This window comes from Actimicrobium sp. CCI2.3, assembly GCF_035019065.1.
In the GTDB taxonomy this organism is placed as follows: Bacteria; Pseudomonadota; Gammaproteobacteria; order Burkholderiales; family Burkholderiaceae_D; genus Actimicrobium.
In genome coordinates, this window is record NZ_JASJWR010000040.1 from 1 (window position 1) to 19,013 (window position 19,013).

Here is a 19,013-nt window from a genome sequence, read left to right on the forward strand (position 1 = left end):
TTTTTTAGTCATGTAATTTCCTCAGTTAGCGGGAGTGTGCTCCCATTGAGGTGTCCGATTTCATTAGACCACTACACCCCTCTTGTCCCTTGCCTGACTACCGTTTTTGGCAGCTGTCTCAATGCGGAACAGGTCAACGGCCACGTCAAAATCAACTTCAACTTCAACTTCAACTTCAACTTCAACTTCAACTTCAACTTCAACTTCAACTTCAACTTCAACTTCAACCACCGGCCGTAGGGTGCAATAACCGCAGGGCATTGCACCGAACAGGCAGGCAAAGAAAAACCGTTCGACCGAAGCGGCGGAACGGTGAAAAAAAATCCGGCGAAGTCGATTATGGCTTGACGATCTGCACCCCGTGCCGAGCAAAAATACGCAGCATCTCGCCCGATTCAAACAACGATTCCATCGCCTCTTTTAACGCACTGGCCAGCTCCGGATTGGTTTTCTTGACGGCGAGACCGGCAATCCATCCCTTGCGCGGCAAGCGCTGAAAAGCTACTTCACGCATCTCGAAACGCGGGTCGTCACGCAACACCGATTCGATTTCCGAACGACTGGCAAGGACGCCGTCTAGCTCGCCCGCCTTCAACTTTTCAAGCGCCTCGACACCCGTCGGAAAAATACGCACGTCATCCCGATACCGACCATTTTCTTCACCCAGCAACACCATCGCCGAGATCGAAATTTTTTCGACGCCGATCTTTTTTCCAGCCATCGAGGCGATGCCATCGAACTGCGGTATCGCAGCAATGTTGCGCACCAGCCTGACCGAATCCGTGTGATACGGCGCGAAGATCGAGACCTGCGGATTCTGGTTCATCAGCAGCGGATCGACCGGCACATGCATCATCACGTCAGCCGGTCCGTAGCCGAGGTAGTGGCCTTTCCAGACCATGTTGCGTAAATCGTCATCGAGACTTTCGCCCGCCGGAAAAGGCAGGAAAGATACCTTCAATCCCATCTTCTTGCCGAGCGCTTGCGCCACGTCAACATCGATACCCGTGATGCCGCCGGCTTTTTTCGAGTACGGCAAATAGTCGTCATAGACAGCCACACTGAGCGTCCCCAGTGTGCGGATTTTATCGAGATCAGCGCGCGCCGGCAGCGTCAGCAGCGTGCCGGTGCAAGCAATCAATGCCAGCAGTGCAGTCCTTCTTTTGAGCGAAACCAACATCGGAAGACCTTTCAAAAAAAACGACTTACTTGGTAGCAGCAACCGTCGGCATCAATCGCAGCGTTTCGAGATAGGCCTTGATGGACCACATCCCTTCCTGATTGATCATGCCTTCAAACGGTGGCATGTAGACCGCGCCGTTACGGGTCTTGCCGTGCCGTACGGAGGTCAGGTAATAGACATCGTTTTCCTTGTAACAAGCCTGTTTTTTAACTTCATCTTTCTGGATCACGCAATCGCGGTCGAGCTTGCGCAGGTCCGGGGCGATGCCGCCGGACACCGCTTCAAGACCATGACAGCGGGCGCAGTTCTGACCGTACGCCGACGAACCGATACGGATCGCTTCCTTGTCGCCTCCATACGGATTTTCTTCGCGCCAGCCCTCGCCTAGCGGTTTTAACGTGGTGGTGTCAACCGCTTGGGGCGTGACATCACCGTGCGCGAACACCGGCAAGCTCAGTAGTGCCGATGTGGCGATCAGTAGTTGTGCGGCCAGGCGGCCACTGCGTGTTTTCATTGGGAGTCCCCTCGATTGATAGATCCCCTCTCCACGCAAAGCGCGTGCCATGCGCGAAGCCTCCCGCCGTGTCAGCAACCGAGAAATTCGCTGTATCGAATCGGAACAGTGCTACATTAAGACACAAACCGGGTTGTCATTACGCCCATAAAAATAGCAGGAGACAACAGATGCAGTCCTTCATCGACAAGCGCTCGCGTGACGATAGCCGCCGCACTGCAGCTGGCATGGCAGTTGGCACCGCGGTTGGCACACTTTCTGCTGACTTCGACGTCACCATGATAGAAGAAGCCCACCAGCGTTCCGCCAACTACGGCGTCCCGAAAACCGCCGCGCCGGATTACGATCCGCTCGGCCGCGCCGATTTGGCACTCGTGCTGGAGCAGAATCGCCTGCTGCACAGCCATGCCGCACCCGTGATGGAAACGCTCTACGAGCAAATCATCAATACCCACAACATGGTGATCCTGACCGACGTCACGGGGTTGATCATCCATACGCTGGGCGACGCCGACTTTCTCGAAAAGGCTGACCGCGTCGCACTGTTGCCGGGGGTGGCGTGGTCCGAGCAAAGCAAGGGCACCAATGCCATCGGCACCGCCATCGCCGAAAAAGTCCCGACCAGTATCCACGCCGACCAGCACTATCTCGATGCCAATCGCTTCCTCACTTGCTCTGCCGCGCCGATTTTCGATGTGATGGGTAATGTAGTGGGCGTGCTCGACGTGACTGGCGACCGGCATAATTTTCACAAGCACACGATGGCGCTGGTGCGCATGTCGGCGCAGATGATAGAGAACCAGCTGTTTGCAGCGGCCTATCAGGATGCCGTCAAACTGAGCTTCCACAGCCGGCCGGAATTTCTTGGCACGCTGATGGAAGGCATTGCCAGTTTCACGCCGGGAGGACGTTTTCTGTCGGCCAGCCGCAGTGGCCTGTTCCAGCTCGGCCTGCCGATGTCGGCCCTGCAGACGCATACCTTCAGTTCGCTGTTCGGCATGCCGATCTCGGCACTGATGGATCACTACCGGACCGCCTCGCCCGGCCCGCTCCAGCTGTGCCTGCACAGCGGCGTGCGGGTGTATGCAAAGTGCGCCGACCTGCGCTTGCCCACGACCAGCTTCCAGCATACGACCGGCAATGCGCGCAGTACTGGCGACGAGCAAGCTGCCACGCCGCCGCAGAGCAGCCACGAGCAAAGCAAGGCGCGCCTGTCGAGCCTGCGCTATCTGAACACCGGCGACGAACATGTCGCCACCGTCATCGATAAACTGAAAAAAGTCATCGGCCGCGACATCTCCATCCTGATCACTGGCGAGACCGGTACCGGCAAGGAATTGCTGGCGCAAGCAATCCACAACGATTCGCCGCGCAAGGCCGGACCATTCGTGGCCGTCAATTGCGCCTCGATCCCGGAGACGCTGATCGAGTCCGAGCTGTTCGGGTACGAAGAAGGCGCGTTCACCGGGGCGCGCAAAAAAGGCAGCATCGGCAAAATCCTGCAGGCCAATGGCGGCTCGCTATTCCTCGATGAAATCGGCGACATGCCGTTGAACCTGCAGGCCCGTCTGTTGCGCGTGCTGCAAGAGCGCATGGTGACACCGCTGGGCAGTACCAAATCCATCCCGGTCAACGTGGCGCTGACCTGTGCGACCAATCGCAACTTGCGCGATATGATTGCGCGCAATGAATTTCGCGATGACCTGTACTACCGCCTCAATGGACTGGTGGTGCGACTGCCGCCGCTGCGCGAGCGCACCGACCTCGACGTCGTCATCGACAAACTGCTGACCGCCGAAGGTAATGGCGTGCGCTACACGATCGCGCCGGACGTCATGAACCTGTTCCGCGTCCACGGCTGGCCGGGCAATTTCCGCCAGCTGACCAACCTGATGCGCACCGCGATGGTCATGACCGGTGACGACCATGAAATCCGCCTCGAACATTTGCCGGATGATTTCCTCGACGATATCGCGCAGATCAATTCGACCGCAGTCCCGTCCGTCCTGGCCCTGCAGCACAACGATCTCGCCACGCTCGAGGATGTCGAATTGTCGGTGATCCAGAAATCACTGGCCGCGCATGACGGCAATGTCTCGGCCACGGCGCGCGCGCTGGGGGTGTCGCGCAATACGATTTATCGGAAGATTCATCCGTAGCCGGGCCACTGGCCGCGAAAGCTAGTGCCGCAATCAGGTGAGAATACAGCGGCTGCATTTCGACTGGTCGCTGACGTTGATCCCGTAATGCAAGCACCGTCCAAAGTGGACCTGCCGACGTGCTCGTAGCGCGCGACCCGCACGAACTGGACATGCCTTTCACGCAGCAAAATCCCGCGGCTGAAAACGTCGGCGCGTGATGAAGCTTCGCGGTCGCATTAATTACCTTGCACTGGTGCCGATGGAGCTATCCGTCCCCAGGTACCAAAATTCTGTGCGTGGACGGATTACCTTTCAAATTCGTTGCGGCCATACCGATTCGAGCGGCTCCTTCTGCTCGTCCAGCTGAACCGGCTATGCCAGCAACATGAAGCCGTCACGCACGGACGCTTCGCGCGCACCCTTGAAGGTGGGCTTTCTGATGACCATCAACAATAATGAGATAGCGATCTGCCCCGACGGCAAGCAGCGCAAGCCGGATCACGTTCGCCGCGACTTGCCTGTTACGTCGTTCCGTAGCACTGTCCGCAGTCGGACCAGCCAAATTGTGCAACCGGATCGAACCAAACTGATCAACGAAGTTGAGCCTGGCTTTGAAGTTGCCTGTATTACGTGTCTTCAGATAAAAGACGTCACCCACCTGCCAAGTCAAGTTACGGGCAGTAAAGAACGTTCGCCTCTGGAACTTACTTCAGCAGCACGACACCTATTCCTTATAACAAAACAGGTAATTGATATCTTTTTAAATTTTTTATTTCGCACTAGTTTATTAGTGTGTCTAATCAACATTTATCAGTGAGGCGAAATCATGGCTATCCAACTTGAATCAAAATCACATCACAACACCAAAGCAAATCGAATAAGACAAGATACGAGTCAAATCGATGATTATGAAAAAAAACTACTGGCACCGGTAATAGGTGATTCTTATATTACTAAAGAGGGAGTAAAAAAAGAAATTAAAAGTGCAGACGACCTGAAAGATGCAAATAGCCTTATAAAACACAGCGGTACGGTTATTATTAAAAGCCATGCAAAATCAGATGAAGGAACAACTGTTTATTATCAAAATCATCAAGGCATTGATATGCTGATGGATGCTGGCTATCATAAAAATAAGGAAGATACTCTGCTGACGCATTTCACCGACAGTGACAAGGACGACAATAACAACATCGACTTTTCAGTCAGTGCCAGAAAAAGATTTCAACACGACTATTTACACGATGTCAGCACAGCACAAAAACCTGCAGTACAAGCATCCATCGATAAATTCAACGGACTCAATACAGATCAAATAACATTTGCCCAAGCCAAATCAACATTAAGAACACTAGCAAAGGCTCAAAAAAATGGCGAACTGACAACTCAATATATGTTGGATCGCTTTAATAAATTAGATGAAAAAATTGCCGAGGGTTCTACGCTCACCGACGACGAAAGAAATGAATACCAGGCGTATGGAAGAGTGCTCTTCGACAGCAAAGCATTTAACCGCATTGATAAAAATAAAGATGGCACTTTTTCAAAAGATGAACTCTCTTCTCATAAAAGTGAAAATTCCATATGAAGTAACTTTATTTAAAAAATTATTTAGTTTAAAAATATAATTAATTAATATAACTTTTATTTAAATTAAGTTTTAGCTTAGCAATATTAAAAAATAGAAAAAGGCCGGCAAATCGACTTGCTGGCTTTTCCGTTTTTATTATCTGCAGGCATACCGGATCATTCGGTTCCGGCATGCCCTTGCCGTCCCTACTTCAAAGCCACCGCCGTCGACCCCGCCAGCTTGAAAACCCAGACCGAACCACCTTGCTCCAGATAGCTGACCTTGGCCGCCACGTCACCACCCCACAGTGGCACCGCACCACCCCAACCGGAGACGACTGCGACGTATTGCACGCCGCCGTCCATCCAGGTGATCGGCGGCGCCACGACGCCGGAACCAGTCTGGAATTTCCAGAGTTCCTTGCCGGTGCGGGCGTCGAGCGCTTTCAGGAAACCTTCCGGCGTTCCGTAGAACACCAGGTCACCCGCAGTGCTCATCACGCCACCCCACAACGGCGCGACGTTCTTGTTTTCCCAGACGATCTTGCCGGTCTTCGGATCCATCGCGCGCAATGCACCGATGTAGTCATCGTTGATGGTCCGGATGGCAAAACCAGCACCGAGGAAGGCAGCGCCTTTCTTGTATCCGACCGGCTCATTCCAGATTTCCATCGCCCATTCATTGGCAGGGACATAGAACAGGTTGGTCTTCGGACTGTAGGCCATCGGTTGCTGATTTTTGCCACCGAGGAAGGAAGGCGCGGCATACACGGTCGCGCCTTTCTTGCCATCCGCACCTTTGGTCGGATCGCCGGGGCGGCCCGCTTCGATGTAGTTCGGACGACCGGTTTTCAGGTCGATGCTGGAGGCCCAGGTAATTTTCTTGACGAACGGGAAGGCGTTTTCCAGCTTGCCGGTTTTGGCATCGATGACGTAGAAGAAACCGTTACGATCGGCCTTGCCGCCGAGTCGCTTGCCACCCATGTCGAAGGTCACGAGTTCATTGACGCCGTCGTAATCCCAGCCGTCATGCGGTGTGGTCTGGTAGTGCCACTTGATGTCGCCGGTGGTGACGTCAAGCGCGACGGTCGAGGACGAGTACAGGTTATCGCCCGGACGCAGATGGCTGTTCCATGGCGATGGATTGCCGGTGCCGAAATACGCAAGACCCGTGGTGGCGTCATACGTGCCACCGAGCCAGGTTGCGGCACCACCGGTTTTCCAAAGTTCGCCAGGCCAGGATTTGTTGAGCGTGCCAGAGATGCCGAGTTCGGTTTTCTTGCCATCCTTGTCGTACTTGTAGCCCATGTGACCTTCGACGGTCGGACGCATCCAGATCAATTTTCCGGTCATCGGGTCGCGTGCTTCAACCCGACCCACGACACCGAATTCTCCACCGGAGACACCGGTCAGCAACATGCCTTTGGCAATCAGTGGCGCGGCGGTATTCGAATAGCCGGCGGCGTAATCGTCGATTTTTTCTTTCCAGACTAGGTTGCCGGTGGCCTGATCGAGCGCGACCAGCTGGGCATCGAGCGTGCTGAAAATAACGAGATTACCGAACAGCGCTGCGCCCCGGTTGACGACGTCGCAACAAGGCATGATGCCTTCCGGCAGACGATGCTCGTACTTCCATAACTTCGCGCCAGTCTTCACGTCCAGTGCATACAGACGCGAGTAGGAACCGGTGACGAACATGCGGCCGTCATGGATGACCGGTTGCGATTCCTGGCCGCGCTGTTTTTCGCCACCAAATGAAAACGACCAGGCTGGTACCAGGCCGGCGACGGTTTTGGTATTGAGCTGGGTCAGTGTCGAATAGCGCTGGCCCTGCGTACCCATCCCGTAGGACAGCACATCGTTGCCTGATTTTTCATCATTGGCAATCATCGCATCGGTCACATCAACGGCATGCGCCGGCAATGCGCCGGACAGCGCGCTCACAATCAATGTCCCCAACAATTTTTTGTACATAGTCCCCTCCGGTTGAATGAAATGCAGTGCAGGCTGCGATCGGTCTGGGCCGAACAAATCAGTCCTGATGCCTTATAGGCAATCGGCGTGCCATCGTGTTTTGGCCTGTTTGGGCGGTAAAACCGCCTCTCTGTCACACCGTTGTTGCGTCAAAAAAGTTCACTGTTGCAAAACACTACAGCACACTGCGCGTTGTCACGGACGCGTGAGTACCGTGGTTTCCAGCGCGATATTTTCCTCGTCAGTGAATAGCCGCGAGCGGGTCAGGAAGCGTTTTCCGGTGCCGTTATCGAGCGAGAACATGCCGCCCATGCCGGCCACGACATCGATGATCAGCTGGGTGTGTTTCCAGTAGGCGAACTGGTCGTGGCCCATGAAAAATGGCGTGCCATCGAGACTGCCGAGATAGACGTCGTCATCGCTGACCGGGAAATCGCCTTGCAAGTAACACAGTGGCGAACTGCCGTCGCAGCAACCGCCGGACTGAAAGAACATCAGCGCGCCGTATTTTTCTTTTAGCGTGGAGAGAAAGGCGTGGGCGCTGTCGGTTGCGATAACGCGCGGGACTGGATCGGTGGTCATCATTTCCTCATTGAAAAATGGTTGTGGAAAGCACTTGTGGGGAAGCTTTTTTGCACACGCTACCTGCGGACTGCGGAAGCTGATTCTGTTCGTGGTCCGTCATGACCAGGCCGGGGCGGCCTGGCAGTTGCCTCTATGCGGGACAGGTCAACTTCAACTTCAACTTCAAGGAGGCTCAGGTTCGCTTTTCCAGGCGGTTGCAAACCACCATCAATAGCAACCAGGGTCAGAGTTTTTTTTCGCAGGCTTCATCGCGAAAATTACTCTGACCCTGCTTGCGGGTTCGGAGCGCTTGCCCTCCAATTTCCGTGCTGGGGTTGCTGATTCTTTTTCTACTTCGCCACGACCAAGCCGGGGGCGGCCCGGCAGCCGGTCACTTCTTTTTGCTTCGCCAAAAAGAAAGTAACCAAGAAAAAGGCGACCGCGAGACTGCTGCCCTTCGGGTTCCCAAAAGCCGGAGCCAGTCAGGGGGAAGGTCGCAAACTCGCTTCGCTCAGACATGCGCCCTTCTTATCCCCTGCCTGACTCCGACTTTTGGCAGCTATCTCAATGCGGAACAGGTCAAGGTCAAGGTCAAAGTCAAAGTCAAAGTCAAAGTCAAAGTCAACATCAACATCAACATCAACATCAACATCAACATCAACATCAACATCAATGCCGCCCCGTCGCGTGGGCACGAATGTGCCCGCGCGCGCACTACAAACCGCCCTTTAAAAGAACCCCATCGCATTCGGGCTATAACTCACCAGCAGATTCTTGGTTTGCTGATAATGCTCGAGCATCATCTTGTGATTTTCGCGGCCGATGCCGGATTGCTTGTACCCACCGAACGCGGCGTGTGCCGGGTACAGGTGATAACAGTTGGTCCAGACGCGGCCAGCCTGAATGCCACGACCGACACGGAAGGCACGCGAGCCGTCGCGTGTCCACAGGCCCGAACCCAATCCGTACAAGGTGTCGTTGGCAATCTCGAGCGCTTCGTCTTCATCCTTGAAGGTTGTGACCGAAACGACCGGTCCGAAAATCTCTTCCTGAAAAATCCGCATCTTGTTGTTGCCCTGAAAAATCGTCGGCTGGACGTAATATCCGCCGGCCAGATCGCCTTCCAGCATCTTGCGCTCGCCACCGATGAGGCACTTGGCACCTTCCTGTTTGCCGATGTCCAGATAGGACAGGATTTTTTCGAGCTGCTCATGGGACGCCTGCGCGCCGATCTGCGTCGACATCTCGAACGGATTGCCTTGCTTGATGGCGGCGACGCGTTTGACGGCACGTTCGATGAAGCGCTCGTAAATCGATTCCTGGATCAGCACCCGCGATGGACAGGTACAGACTTCGCCCTGGTTCAACGCGAACATCGCGAAGCCTTCGAGGCATTTGTCAAAGAACGCATCGTCCTGATCCATCACGTCAGCGAAGAAAATATTCGGCGATTTGCCACCCAGTTCCAGCGTGACCGGGATGATATTTTGCGCGGCGTATTGCATGATCAGACGACCGGTGCCGGTTTCGCCGGTGAAGGCGATCTTGGCGATGCGCTTGTTCGAGGCCAGCGGCTTGCCGGCTTCAAGACCAAAACCGTTGACGATGTTGAGCACGCCCGGTGGCAGCAAGTCCTTGATCAGGTCGATCCAGACCATGATCGAGGCGGGCGTCTGCTCAGCCGGTTTCAGGACGATGCAGTTACCGGCAGCCAGTGCCGGTGCCATTTTCCAGACCGCCATCAGGATCGGAAAATTCCACGGAATGATCTGGCCGACCACGCCAAGCGGCTCATGAAAATGATAGGCGTAGGTCTCGGCATCGATCTGCGAAACGCTGCCTTCCTGGGCGCGGATGCAACCGGCGAAGTAGCGGAAATGATCGATTGCCAGCGGGATGTCGGCCAGCGTGGTTTCGCGGATCGGCTTGCCGTTGTCGATGGTCTCGGCCAGTGCCAGCAAGCCAAGGTTGGCTTCCATGCGGTCAGCAATTTTGTTGAGAATGTTGGAGCGGTCAGCCAGCGAGGTTTTGCCCCAGGCGGTTTTTGCGGCATGGGCCGCGTCGAGCGCGAGTTCGATATCTTCTGCCGTCGAACGGGCGATTTCGCAGAAAGCCTTGCCGATGATAGGACTGATGTTCTCGAAGTATTCGCCTTTCACCGGCGGGACAAATTTGCCGCCGATGAAGTTGTCGTAGCGGGTTGCGAAGGGATTTTTTACGCCGAGCTTGCTGAAGTCTGCCATGTTCATTGTCCTGCTCCTCGTTGTAGTAATACTTTGTGATGATGCTGTCTCTGGTCTTTGTCCGGGTGCTGGTTGCACATCTGGCATTGAGCAATCGGCATGCCAACCCGTCCGCACGGGCGGCGTATCGAACCGGCAGGGGCGGACTGTTTTTTTTTCGAACAACCCCCTGTCAGAGTGTTCCAAATTGGCTCAACCAATCTGGAGCACCAGGTCAGGCAGCGCAATCAAGCGACCACGCCAATTGATCGCCATGGTGGCCGCTACCGAAAATTCAGTGATACCCTTCGGCGCAGACGCAGGGACTTTGATCCCGACGATGCGCAACCAGAGACGAAGGAACCCCGCCACGATGCCCGCCCATTACAACCGCACTGCCATCACCTTGCACTGGCTGATTGCCATGCTCCTGCTCGGCCAATACCTGTTCGGTTGGTATCTCGGCGATGTCCCGCGCAACACACCCGAGCGTGGCCTTTTCATCAATCTGCACAAGAGCACCGGCATCGTCATCGGCCTGCTGATCCTGCTGCGCCTTGCCTGGCGCCTGACCCATACGCCACCACCGCTGCCGGCATCCACGCCGCGCTGGCAACGACGTGCTGCCAGCCTCAGCCATGGCGTGCTGTATGCCTGCATGGTGCTGATGCCGCTGTCCGGGTATCTGGCCTCGAACTTCAGCAAGCATGGCGTGAAGCTCTTCAACATGGTCCGGTTGGCACCGTGGGGCAGCGATGACAAGGTGATCTATGCCTTCTTCAACCAGACCCATAAACTGACAGCACTCGTGCTGGGAGCCTTCGTCATCCTGCATATTCTGGCGGTCCTCAAGCATCAGCTGATCGACCGCGACAACCTGATTTCCCGCATGTGGCTACGCGCCACCCGCTCACCTTTCTGATTGGATTTGCCATGTTGATTCGTCGTCTGCTGATCACTGCCACTATCGCCGCTATCCTGCCTGCTGCCGTCTTCGCGGCACCGTTTGCGTATGTTCCCAACGAAGGTTCCGGCACGGTGTCGGTCATCGATACCGTCACCGACAAGGTCATCACCGACATCCCCGCCGGCAAAAAACCACGCGGCATCGCCGCCGGTCTGGATGGCCACTGGCTGTATGTGAGCGACCAGCCCAACAGCAGTCTGCAACTGATCGACCTGCGCGAGCGCAAACCGGCCGGCACCGTCGATCTGGGCGAATCGCCGGAAGGCGTGTCGATCTCGGCCGATGGCCGCTGGGTCGTCGCTGCCGTGGAAGAGCGCAACGAAATCGTCATCACCGATACCCGTACCAACAAGTTGGCCTTCGCGATTCCGGTGAAGGGCAAGAACCCCGAACACGCGGTCTTCAGCCCGGATGGAAAAGTGATCTTTGTCAGTGCCGAAGAAGGCGATGCGGTCGACGTGATCGACTTCATCACGCGCAAGCAAGTCACGCAAATTGCGGTCGGTGCGCGTCCGCGCGGCATCGGTTTTTTACCCGACAGCAGCCGCGCTTATGTCGCGACCGAAAACAGCAATGAGGTCTTCGTCATCGATGTCGCCACGCTGAAGATCCTCACCCGGGTCAAGGCAGGTCTGCGCGCCAATGGCATCGCGGTCCATCCGGATGGCAGCCGGGTCTATATCTCCAACGGCGGTGACGCCAATGTGTCGGTACTCGATACCAAGACCAACACCATCGTCGCCACGGTGCCGGTCGGCCAGCGCCCCTGGAACATGGCGCTCACGCCTGACGGCAAAAAACTGTATGTCGCCAATGGCCGCTCGGGAACCGTCTCGGTCATCGACACGGTATCCAACACCAAGCTGCGCGATGTCGCTACCGGCAAGTTACCGTGGGGTGTGGTGATCCGCTAACGCGGTTTTGATCCGTCGGTTCGCGCGGGCATGCGTGCCCACTTACCAATTTTTTTTTACTTTGAATCTGCCATGACCAATCGCTTCAAGCTGACCTCCTCTTTTCTGTTTGACCGCCGCACGGTCGCCGCGCTTGCCGGTACGCTGGCCATGCCTTTCGTGCTGGCACAATCGGTCACACCGGTACTCGAACCCGTGGTGGTCAGTGCCAGCCGTTCGGCACAAACGCGTTTCGATGCGCCGGCGGCCATCGATGTGGTGCAGGTCGATCCGTTCACCACGATGTCGCCGTTGGTCAACCTGTCCGAACTGCTCGCTGCAGTACCTGGCCTGCAAGTGCGCGAGCGGCAAAATTTTGCCCAGGACCTGCAAATTTCGGTGCGCGGTTTCGGTACCCGTTCCACCTTCGGCGTGCGTGGCGTGCGCCTGCTTGTCGATGGGATTCCGGCGACGATGCCCGATGGTCAGGGTCAGGCGGCAACCGCCAATCTGGCCGCTGCCTCGCGCATCGAAGTTTTGCGCGGACCGATGGCGCAGCTGTATGGCAATGCGGCCGGCGGCGTGGTGCAGGTCTTCACCAAAAATCCGCCGCGTGGTGATGAACCGATGACGGGCTCGGTCACGGCCGGCGTCGGCTCGGATGGCCAGCGTCAGCTCGGCGCGTCCCTTGCTGGTGGCAACGACGTCATCGGTGGCACCTTCGATGTCTCGACGTTTTCGACCGATGGCTATCGCGATCACAGTGCGGCAGAGCGCACGCAATTCTCCGGCAAGGTCGTCGTACGGCCGTCGTCGGCCACCACCATCACCGGACTGGTCGGCTATTTCAACCAGCCAAAATCGCAGGACCCGCTCGGCCTGACCCGCGATGCCTTTGAACAGAATCCGCGTCAGGTGATCCCCGGCGCGCTGTTGTTCGACACTCGCAAGACCATCGAGCAGCAGCAGGTCGGCATCGTGGTCGAACACAAGCTGGGCGACAACGACACGCTCAATGCGCGGGTCTATTCGGGCACGCGGCAGGTGTTTCAGACGCTGTCGTTCAAAGGAGATGGCGCAACGCAATCGGGCGGCGTGGTCGACCTCGACCGCAACTATGAAGGCCTGGGCCTGAACTGGAATCACAAGATGCGCGTCAATGACTTGCCGCTGAACTGGACGCTGGGTGTCGAAGCCGACAACCTGCGCGAACTGCGACGCGGTTACGTCAACAACAACGGCACGCCCGGTGCGCTCAAGCGCGACGAAAAAGACACTGCACGCAACCTCGATTTTTTTGGCCAGGTGGACTGGACTTTCTCGCCGCAATGGCGCGCGACAGCCGGCGTGCGGTCCAGCCGAGTGCGCCTCGGTGTGGATGATCACTTCGGTGCCGACGACAGCGGCAAGGTCGAGTTCAACAAGACCAGTCCGGTCGCCGGTCTGGTCTGGAGCGTTGCCGACAACATCAACCTGTACGCCAATCTCGGCAAAGGCTTTGAAACTCCGACGCTGGCCGAATCGGCCTACCGCGCCGGCGGTGCCGGCCCCAACCTCGGCCTGCGTCCATCGACCAGTACCCAGGGCGAAATCGGTGCCAAGATCAAGAGCGGCCGCCATGCAATTGATCTGGCGGTCTTCGATGCCCGCAGCAAGGATGAAATCGTCCCGACGGCAACCAGCAATGGCCGCTCGATCTTCCAGAACGTCGATGGCGTGCAACGCCGTGGCATCGAATCCTCGTGGCAGGCACGCTGGGACAACAAGCTGTCCACGCGCGTGGCCTACACCTGGCTTGATGCCAGTTTCCGCCAGGCGTACAACACCAGTCCGGATACCCGCATCGCCGCCGGCAACCGCCTGCCCGGCGCGCCGGAACATAGCCTCTACACCGACGTGGCCTACCAGATCAACGACGCGCTCAGCGCCGGTCTCGAAATGCGCGCCGAAGCGAAGGTTTATGTGAACGACGTCAACAGCGCCGCCGCGCCCGGCTATGCGGTCCTCAATGCACGGTCCGGCTACGCGTTCAAGCTCGGTGCCGCCAACCTGTTCCTGTTCGGTCGCATCAACAACCTGCTCGACAAGCACTATGCCGGCTCGGTGATTGTCAATGACAGCAATGGTCGCTTCTATGAAGCGGCTGCGGGACGACAAGTGTTTGTTGGCTTGCGGGCGGCGCTGTAAGGTTTGAATGTGGCTGGTGGGCGTTGTGGGTGCATGTTTTTTGCACAGGCACCACGCTCATCGCTAGCTGTACTGCAATGACTGACCGGAAACGCCTGACCGGAAGCGCATGATTCGCGTCAGTGCTTCCTGATCGGCACGTCCGGACGCTTGAGTTCGCGAAACGGGGCAAAGAGCCACGAGCGCATGCCGATGACCAGCGTGTACGGCCGTTTATGCTCGTCGCTGACTTTCTGGTCGGTCAGGTGTTGCTGCGCGAAGTCCTGCCCGAGACGCTGCAGTCGCTCGACAAAATGCGTGGCCTGCGCATTACTGATTTCTCCGTGCACGACCATCATCATCTCTCCTTCGCCGTCAAATCCACCGCTGTAATAATCATCACAAACGTATTTCCGAAAATACGCCATGACCGGGCCATGCGGACGCCACCGGAATCCATTGCTCACCTTCAGGCAATAGCGGTTCTGCGGCCTGAGCTCGATGAACCCTAACTGATCAAGCTGCAACAGATACGCAATGCACTCGGCTTCGCTGATCAGGTAGCTCGCGACCATCTGCTCGAAAGTCCAATGACTGATGCAGCAGATGGCCAACAGCATCAACTTTGGATCAGCCACCACCGCCCGCTCCTGTTCCAGCGAGAGTTCGCGGCGCAGCGACTGCGCGTTGGCGATGCGCCTTGAGAGCTCGGCAAAGTCCATCTTGAGCACGCGCAGTACGTCATCGATGCGCGAGAGCGAGAAGTCGCCGGCAGAAAACATCCGCTTGACGCTCGACTCGGCCAGGCCGATCCGGGAAGCCAGATCCTTGTAGGTGATCCCGGCGACTTTTAGTTCTCTCTTGAGTGCCTTGACCAGTTCATGGGCTGAATTCATACAGATTCCGAAAAAAAAGTATCGAAATACGGTACCACGCGGGTCAGTGTTCGCGACCTTTTATAAACTTCTTGTCACTTTTTTGATGCGCCTCGAAGATGCATTCATCGCATTCCGATTCATCCAACCACTGAAAGAAAAGCGCCATGTCCTCCTCCACCATCCGTCAAGACTCGAAAGCCTGGAAGATCCAGGTCTGGATTTCATTCTTGCTGGCAGTCACGCTCTGCGGAATCGGACTGGCCTACCTGCCTGGTACTGACGTGGATAGAGCGTTCATGATCATGGGCTACCTGTTCTGCCTTTCCACCGCCTTCGCACTGTCCAAGTTTGTCCGCGACAACGAGTCCAAGAGCACGGACACACCGCTGTGGGGACTGGTGGTCTGGGGAAGTTTCGGCCTCGCGATGCTGCTCACGGCCTGGGGCCTCATCCACATGGAAGTCAACCCGACCTACAAGGCGTTCCTTGGCGTGAGCTGGCTCTTTCTCATCTCGACGGTCTTCACACTCGCCAAGACACTGCGTGATGCCCACGAAGCACTGCAAGCGCGTCGCTCGCCAGACGACCTCTGATCCATTCCCACACGTCTCACTTTCTCTGGAGTCCATCATGAACACCAATCCGTTCCGTCATGCCCTCGCCCTCTCCGCCATCGCTGTCGCGCTCATCGTCAATCCCTGTGCCGCGCATGCCTCGGAGTCACCCTCGGCGGTGAGCGCCTTGTCGGCCGTACCGATCGCCATGTCGGTCGCCGCGCCCGTCATGCTGCTGTCCGCTGGTGCCTCGCTGGTGGTTGTCTCGGTCAATGCGACGGCGGCCGGCACAATATGGGTGCTCGAACGGGCTTCGGATGGTGCCAGAGCAGTGATTACGCTGAGTGCGACTGGCGCAAGCGCAGTCTCGGTCGCCGCCGGCACCGCCGTCGTGGTCACCGCCATCAGTACCGGCTATATCCTGTCAGCGGTCGGCGAAGCGATCGCCTTTATCCCGAACGAGATCGGTGCCTCGCTTCTTTACAACGAGAAGGTGACGCGATGAGCCGCCTGATCGTGCGCGCGAGCGGCCTGATGGCGATCGTGCTGATGGCAATTTCTGCAGGCCTCGCGCACGCCGGCCGGCCTTGCGAAACGAAGGCATTGACCGCTGATGTCATTGCGCGGGCCATGGCACTCGCTGCGACCACTGCAGCGCGGCTTGACGAGAGCGGTGCCAGCGTGGTGGTCATCGCCCGCAAAGGGCAGGACTTGAGCAAGTACGGAGTGCGCTACTCGCACCTCGGTTTCGCCTACAAGACCAGCGACGGCAAATGGCGCGTCGCGCACAAGCTCAACGAATGCGCAACCGCGAACGCGGCCGTGTATCGCCAGGGCCTCGGCGAGTTTTTTCTGGATGACCTGTGGCGCATGGAAGCCGGCATCGCCATCCTGACACCCACGGTACAGGCGAAGCTGCTGCCGGCACTCGGCGACAACGCCAGGCTGGCGCAACTGAACACGTCGGCCTACAGCATGGTTGCCTACCCTTGGGCGCAACGCTATCAGCAGTCCAACCAGTGGGCGATCGAAACGCTGGCCATGACGCAAGACCCGGATGCGGTCGACCGGCTCCACGCCCAAGCCTGGCTGCAGCTCAAAGGCTACGCGCCGACCACGTTGCACCTGTCGTTCATGCAGCGGTTCGGTGCCCGGGTGATGTCGGCCAACGTGGCATTCGACGATCACCCGGACGAGAAGCGGTTCACTGGCCAGATCCAGACCGTGACAGCCGACTCGGTCTTCAATTGGCTGGAACGCAGTGGCATGGGCACAAGAGTACGCACTATCCAATAGCCGGCATGCACCGCCGGCCAGGCTCGCCACCATCACACAACTTGAACGAGGTAATCCGATGACCCTCTCCGCACACGATCAACCGAACCAGTTTTCATTGCTGAAGCAACGGCGCTTCGCACCCTTTTTCTGGACGCAATTCCTCGGTGCCGCGAACGATAACCTGTTCAAGTTTGCGTTGACAGTGATGGTGACCTACCAGCTCTCGGTCAGCTGGATGCCACCAAACATGGCGGGGCTGGTGATCGGTGCACTGTTCATTTTGCCGTTCCTGCTGTTCTCGGCGACGAGCGGGCAACTGACCGACAAGTTCGACAAGACCGTCGTGATCCGCTTCGTGAAGTGGCTTGAGATCGGCATCATGCTGTTGGCCGGCGTCGGCTTCTGGCTCGTCAACGTGCCCATTCTGCTTGCGTGCGTGCTGCTGATGGGACTGCACTCGACGATCTTCGGCCCGGTCAAGTTCGCCTATTTGCCGCAGCATCTGAACGAGCGTGAGCTGACAGGCGGCAATGGCATGGTCGAGATGGGAACCTTTGTGGCCATCCTGCTAGGTCAGGTCAGCGGCGGACTGCTCGTGGCGATCCCGGGACTCGGACGTCACTATGTGGCGTTCGGCTGCGTCGCACTCGCCTTGATCGGTCGCGTCATCGCGCAGCAAATTCCTGCGTCGCCATCGACCGACCCGGACCTGAAGATGAACTGGAATCCGGTCACGGAAACCTGGGCCAACCTGAAACTGGCGCACCAGAACATTGTCGTATTCCGTTCGCTGCTCGGCATCTCGTGGATGTGGTTCTTCGGGGCCGTATTTCTGTCGCTGTTCCCGGCCTTCGCCAAGGACGTACTGCACGGTGACGAGCAAGTCGCCTCGCTGTTACTGGTCGTCTTCTCGATCGGTATCGGCACCGGCTCGCTGCTGTGCGAGGTGCTCAGCAAGCGCCATGTCGAGATCGGCCTCGTACCGCTAGGCGCAATCGGCATGAGCGTCTTCGCGATCGACCTCTACTTTGCCTCGCGCGGTCTGTCGCCCTCAAGCGCCTTGAGCTTGGGTCAGTTCATCGGCACCGTCGACCACTGGCGGGTGATGGTCGACCTGGCGCTACTGTCGCTCTTCGCTGGCCTGTACAGCGTACCGATGTACGCGCTGGTGCAGTTGCGCTCGAAGGCAAGTCACCGGGCACGGATCATCGCAGCCAACAACATCCTCAATGCGCTGTTCATGATCGTGAGTTCGGTCGGGGTGGGCGTTCTGCTGGCGGCCAACTTCACGATCCCGCAAGTCTTCCTGATCGTCGGCATCCTCAATGCGATCGTTGCGTTCTACATTTTCATGCTGGTGCCCGAATACTTCCTGCGCTTTGTCGCCTTCCTGTTCACGCGCTTCGTCTATCGTTTCACGGTGCGGGGTGGCGAAAACATCCCGACCGAGGGTGCGGCGATCCTGGTCTGCAACCACGTCGCGTTCGTCGACCCGGTATTACTGATGGCTGCGAGCCCGCGACCGATCCGCTTCATCATGGATCACCATATTTTTGCGCTGCCGGTGCTCGGGTGGTTTTTTCGATTGCTCAAGGCAATCCCGATCGCGTCACAGCGTGACGACCCGGTCGCCTATGAAAAGGCATTCGCCGCCGCGCGCGCCACGCTCGACGAGGGTGAACTGCTTTGCATCTTCCCGGAAGGCGTGCTGACCAATAACGGACAGCTTGGCGAGTTCAAGGGCGGCGTGATGAAACTGCTCGGGAACAACCCGGTACCGGTTGTGCCACTGGCACTGCAAAACCTCTGGGGCTCGACCTTCTCTCGCATCGAAGGTTCAGCAATGAAGCGCCCATTCCGGCGCGGCTTGTTCAATCCGGTCGGCCTCGTCGCCGGGAGCGCACTGCAACCGGCAGAGGTCACGCCGGCCGCACTGCAAGCCCGGGTCGCGGAGCTTCTCGCGACTTGAAGAGGTCAGCGAACTTCGCTACGACATCTACGCGAATAGGGTGCAATAACCGCAGGGCATTGCACCCACCCATCTGTATGAGGTCTACAGCTACGAGCATGGCACTTGACTTCACAAAGCCATCAACCTATCTTTACTTTA

At 57.3% G+C, this 19,013-nt stretch carries 18 protein-coding genes; 10 read left to right on the forward strand and 8 right to left on the reverse strand.

The genetic code is table 11. The annotated features are described in order from the left end of the window. Window positions 1–63: 63 nt before the first annotated feature. From QN370_RS18275 to pedF, 3 genes are all read right to left on the reverse strand, one after another. Window positions 64–231, reverse strand: coding sequence for a hypothetical protein (locus QN370_RS18275; RefSeq protein ID WP_323581765.1), 168 nt, complete (start codon window positions 229–231; stop codon window positions 64–66). A 106-nt stretch (window positions 232–337) separates the two neighbouring features. Then, entirely contained in the window at window positions 338–1,180 is an 843-nt protein-coding gene (locus QN370_RS18280) for a substrate-binding periplasmic protein (protein WP_322128153.1), read from the reverse strand. Between the two features lie 25 nt (window positions 1,181–1,205). Next, window positions 1,206–1,697: a cytochrome c-550 PedF gene (pedF, locus tag QN370_RS18285; protein ID WP_322128154.1), complete on the reverse strand. Its 492-nt coding sequence runs from the start codon at window positions 1,695–1,697 to the stop codon at window positions 1,206–1,208. 227 nt (window positions 1,698–1,924) lie between these two features. Between pedF and QN370_RS18290 the strand changes: the two genes are divergently transcribed. The 3 genes from QN370_RS18290 (at window position 1,925) to QN370_RS18300 (ending at window position 5,426) form a co-directional block, all read left to right on the forward strand. Continuing rightward, the gene (locus QN370_RS18290) at window positions 1,925–3,856 is read left to right on the forward strand and encodes a sigma-54-dependent Fis family transcriptional regulator (protein ID WP_322129169.1); all 1,932 of its coding nucleotides are present in this window, start codon (window positions 1,925–1,927) and stop codon (window positions 3,854–3,856) included. A 421-nt stretch (window positions 3,857–4,277) separates the two neighbouring features. Beyond that, the gene (locus tag QN370_RS18295) at window positions 4,278–4,655 is read left to right on the forward strand and encodes a hypothetical protein (protein WP_322128155.1); all 378 of its coding nucleotides are present in this window, start codon (window positions 4,278–4,280) and stop codon (window positions 4,653–4,655) included. Between the two features lie 9 nt (window positions 4,656–4,664). Continuing rightward, the gene (locus QN370_RS18300; protein WP_322128156.1) at window positions 4,665–5,426 is read left to right on the forward strand and encodes a hypothetical protein; all 762 of its coding nucleotides are present in this window, start codon (window positions 4,665–4,667) and stop codon (window positions 5,424–5,426) included. Window positions 5,427–5,614: 188 nt separating this feature from the next. On the opposite strand, the gene QN370_RS18305 is transcribed toward QN370_RS18300, so the two are convergent. From QN370_RS18305 to adh, 4 genes are all read right to left on the reverse strand, one after another. Beyond that, window positions 5,615–7,381, reverse strand: coding sequence for a PQQ-dependent methanol/ethanol family dehydrogenase (locus tag QN370_RS18305; RefSeq protein WP_322128157.1), 1,767 nt, complete (start codon window positions 7,379–7,381; stop codon window positions 5,615–5,617). Between the two features lie 195 nt (window positions 7,382–7,576). Continuing rightward, a complete protein-coding gene (locus tag QN370_RS18310) occupies window positions 7,577–7,963 on the reverse strand; it encodes a DUF779 domain-containing protein (protein WP_322129170.1) in 387 nt (128 codons plus the stop codon). Window positions 7,964–8,427: 464 nt separating this feature from the next. Beyond that, complete coding sequence (locus QN370_RS18315) at window positions 8,428–8,640, reverse strand: hypothetical protein (RefSeq protein ID WP_322128158.1); 213 nt, start codon at window positions 8,638–8,640, stop codon at window positions 8,428–8,430. A 33-nt stretch (window positions 8,641–8,673) separates the two neighbouring features. After that, the gene (gene adh / locus QN370_RS18320) at window positions 8,674–10,194 is read right to left on the reverse strand and encodes an aldehyde dehydrogenase (RefSeq protein WP_322128159.1); all 1,521 of its coding nucleotides are present in this window, start codon (window positions 10,192–10,194) and stop codon (window positions 8,674–8,676) included. A 346-nt stretch (window positions 10,195–10,540) separates the two neighbouring features. Here adh and QN370_RS18325 point away from each other — a divergent pair, with 346 nt between their 5' ends. From QN370_RS18325 to QN370_RS18335, 3 genes are all read left to right on the forward strand, one after another. After that, window positions 10,541–11,089: a cytochrome b gene (locus QN370_RS18325; protein ID WP_322128160.1), complete on the forward strand. Its 549-nt coding sequence runs from the start codon at window positions 10,541–10,543 to the stop codon at window positions 11,087–11,089. Between the two features lie 11 nt (window positions 11,090–11,100). Then, window positions 11,101–12,048 carry a beta-propeller fold lactonase family protein gene (locus QN370_RS18330; protein WP_322128161.1) on the forward strand — a complete coding sequence of 316 codons (948 nt, stop codon included), beginning with the start codon at window positions 11,101–11,103 and terminating at the stop codon, window positions 12,046–12,048. Window positions 12,049–12,120: 72 nt separating this feature from the next. Continuing rightward, window positions 12,121–14,214 (forward strand): TonB-dependent receptor, encoded by a 2,094-nt coding sequence (locus tag QN370_RS18335; protein WP_322128162.1) that lies wholly within the window; start codon window positions 12,121–12,123, stop codon window positions 14,212–14,214. Between the two features lie 119 nt (window positions 14,215–14,333). Here QN370_RS18335 and QN370_RS18340 read toward each other — a convergent pair whose 3' ends face one another. Next, window positions 14,334–15,089, reverse strand: a complete 756-nt coding sequence (locus QN370_RS18340; protein ID WP_322128163.1) for a helix-turn-helix transcriptional regulator — start codon at window positions 15,087–15,089, stop codon at window positions 14,334–14,336. 146 nt (window positions 15,090–15,235) lie between these two features. Here QN370_RS18340 and QN370_RS18345 point away from each other — a divergent pair, with 146 nt between their 5' ends. From QN370_RS18345 to QN370_RS18360, 4 genes are read left to right on the forward strand one after another with little or no spacing between them, the layout of a single operon-like run. Continuing rightward, complete coding sequence (locus tag QN370_RS18345; protein ID WP_322128164.1) at window positions 15,236–15,664, forward strand: YiaA/YiaB family inner membrane protein; 429 nt, start codon at window positions 15,236–15,238, stop codon at window positions 15,662–15,664. Between the two features lie 37 nt (window positions 15,665–15,701). Further along, window positions 15,702–16,130 carry a hypothetical protein gene (locus tag QN370_RS18350; RefSeq protein ID WP_322128165.1) on the forward strand — a complete coding sequence of 143 codons (429 nt, stop codon included), beginning with the start codon at window positions 15,702–15,704 and terminating at the stop codon, window positions 16,128–16,130. Further along, a complete protein-coding gene (locus QN370_RS18355; RefSeq protein WP_322128166.1) occupies window positions 16,127–16,921 on the forward strand; it encodes a DUF2145 domain-containing protein in 795 nt (264 codons plus the stop codon). Before QN370_RS18350 ends, QN370_RS18355 begins: the two co-directional genes overlap by 4 nt. Before the next feature lie 58 nt (window positions 16,922–16,979). Further along, complete coding sequence (locus QN370_RS18360) at window positions 16,980–18,872, forward strand: MFS transporter (protein ID WP_322128167.1); 1,893 nt, start codon at window positions 16,980–16,982, stop codon at window positions 18,870–18,872. Window positions 18,873–19,013: the final 141 nt, after the last annotated feature.

What these genes read in the sequence shown, in the direction of transcription:
- QN370_RS18335 (WP_322128162.1), top strand. Translation starts at nt 12,121, where the DNA reads ATGACCAATCGCTTCAAGCTGACCTCCTCTTTTCTGTTTGACCGCCGC.
- pedF (WP_322128154.1), bottom strand. Translation starts at nt 1,697, where the DNA reads ATGAAAACACGCAGTGGCCGCCTGGCCGCACAACTACTGATCGCCACA.
- adh (WP_322128159.1), bottom strand. Translation starts at nt 10,194, where the DNA reads ATGAACATGGCAGACTTCAGCAAGCTCGGCGTAAAAAATCCCTTCGCA.
- QN370_RS18295 (WP_322128155.1), top strand. Translation starts at nt 4,278, where the DNA reads ATGACCATCAACAATAATGAGATAGCGATCTGCCCCGACGGCAAGCAG.
- QN370_RS18310 (WP_322129170.1), bottom strand. Translation starts at nt 7,963, where the DNA reads ATGACCACCGATCCAGTCCCGCGCGTTATCGCAACCGACAGCGCCCAC.
- QN370_RS18305 (WP_322128157.1), bottom strand. Translation starts at nt 7,381, where the DNA reads ATGTACAAAAAATTGTTGGGGACATTGATTGTGAGCGCGCTGTCCGGC.
- QN370_RS18300 (WP_322128156.1), top strand. Translation starts at nt 4,665, where the DNA reads ATGGCTATCCAACTTGAATCAAAATCACATCACAACACCAAAGCAAAT.
- QN370_RS18355 (WP_322128166.1), top strand. Translation starts at nt 16,127, where the DNA reads ATGAGCCGCCTGATCGTGCGCGCGAGCGGCCTGATGGCGATCGTGCTG.
- QN370_RS18345 (WP_322128164.1), top strand. Translation starts at nt 15,236, where the DNA reads ATGTCCTCCTCCACCATCCGTCAAGACTCGAAAGCCTGGAAGATCCAG.
- QN370_RS18280 (WP_322128153.1), bottom strand. Translation starts at nt 1,180, where the DNA reads ATGTTGGTTTCGCTCAAAAGAAGGACTGCACTGCTGGCATTGATTGCT.
- QN370_RS18290 (WP_322129169.1), top strand. Translation starts at nt 1,925, where the DNA reads ATGGCAGTTGGCACCGCGGTTGGCACACTTTCTGCTGACTTCGACGTC.
- QN370_RS18350 (WP_322128165.1), top strand. Translation starts at nt 15,702, where the DNA reads ATGAACACCAATCCGTTCCGTCATGCCCTCGCCCTCTCCGCCATCGCT.
- QN370_RS18360 (WP_322128167.1), top strand. Translation starts at nt 16,980, where the DNA reads ATGACCCTCTCCGCACACGATCAACCGAACCAGTTTTCATTGCTGAAG.
- QN370_RS18325 (WP_322128160.1), top strand. Translation starts at nt 10,541, where the DNA reads ATGCCCGCCCATTACAACCGCACTGCCATCACCTTGCACTGGCTGATT.
- QN370_RS18340 (WP_322128163.1), bottom strand. Translation starts at nt 15,089, where the DNA reads ATGAATTCAGCCCATGAACTGGTCAAGGCACTCAAGAGAGAACTAAAA.
- QN370_RS18330 (WP_322128161.1), top strand. Translation starts at nt 11,101, where the DNA reads ATGTTGATTCGTCGTCTGCTGATCACTGCCACTATCGCCGCTATCCTG.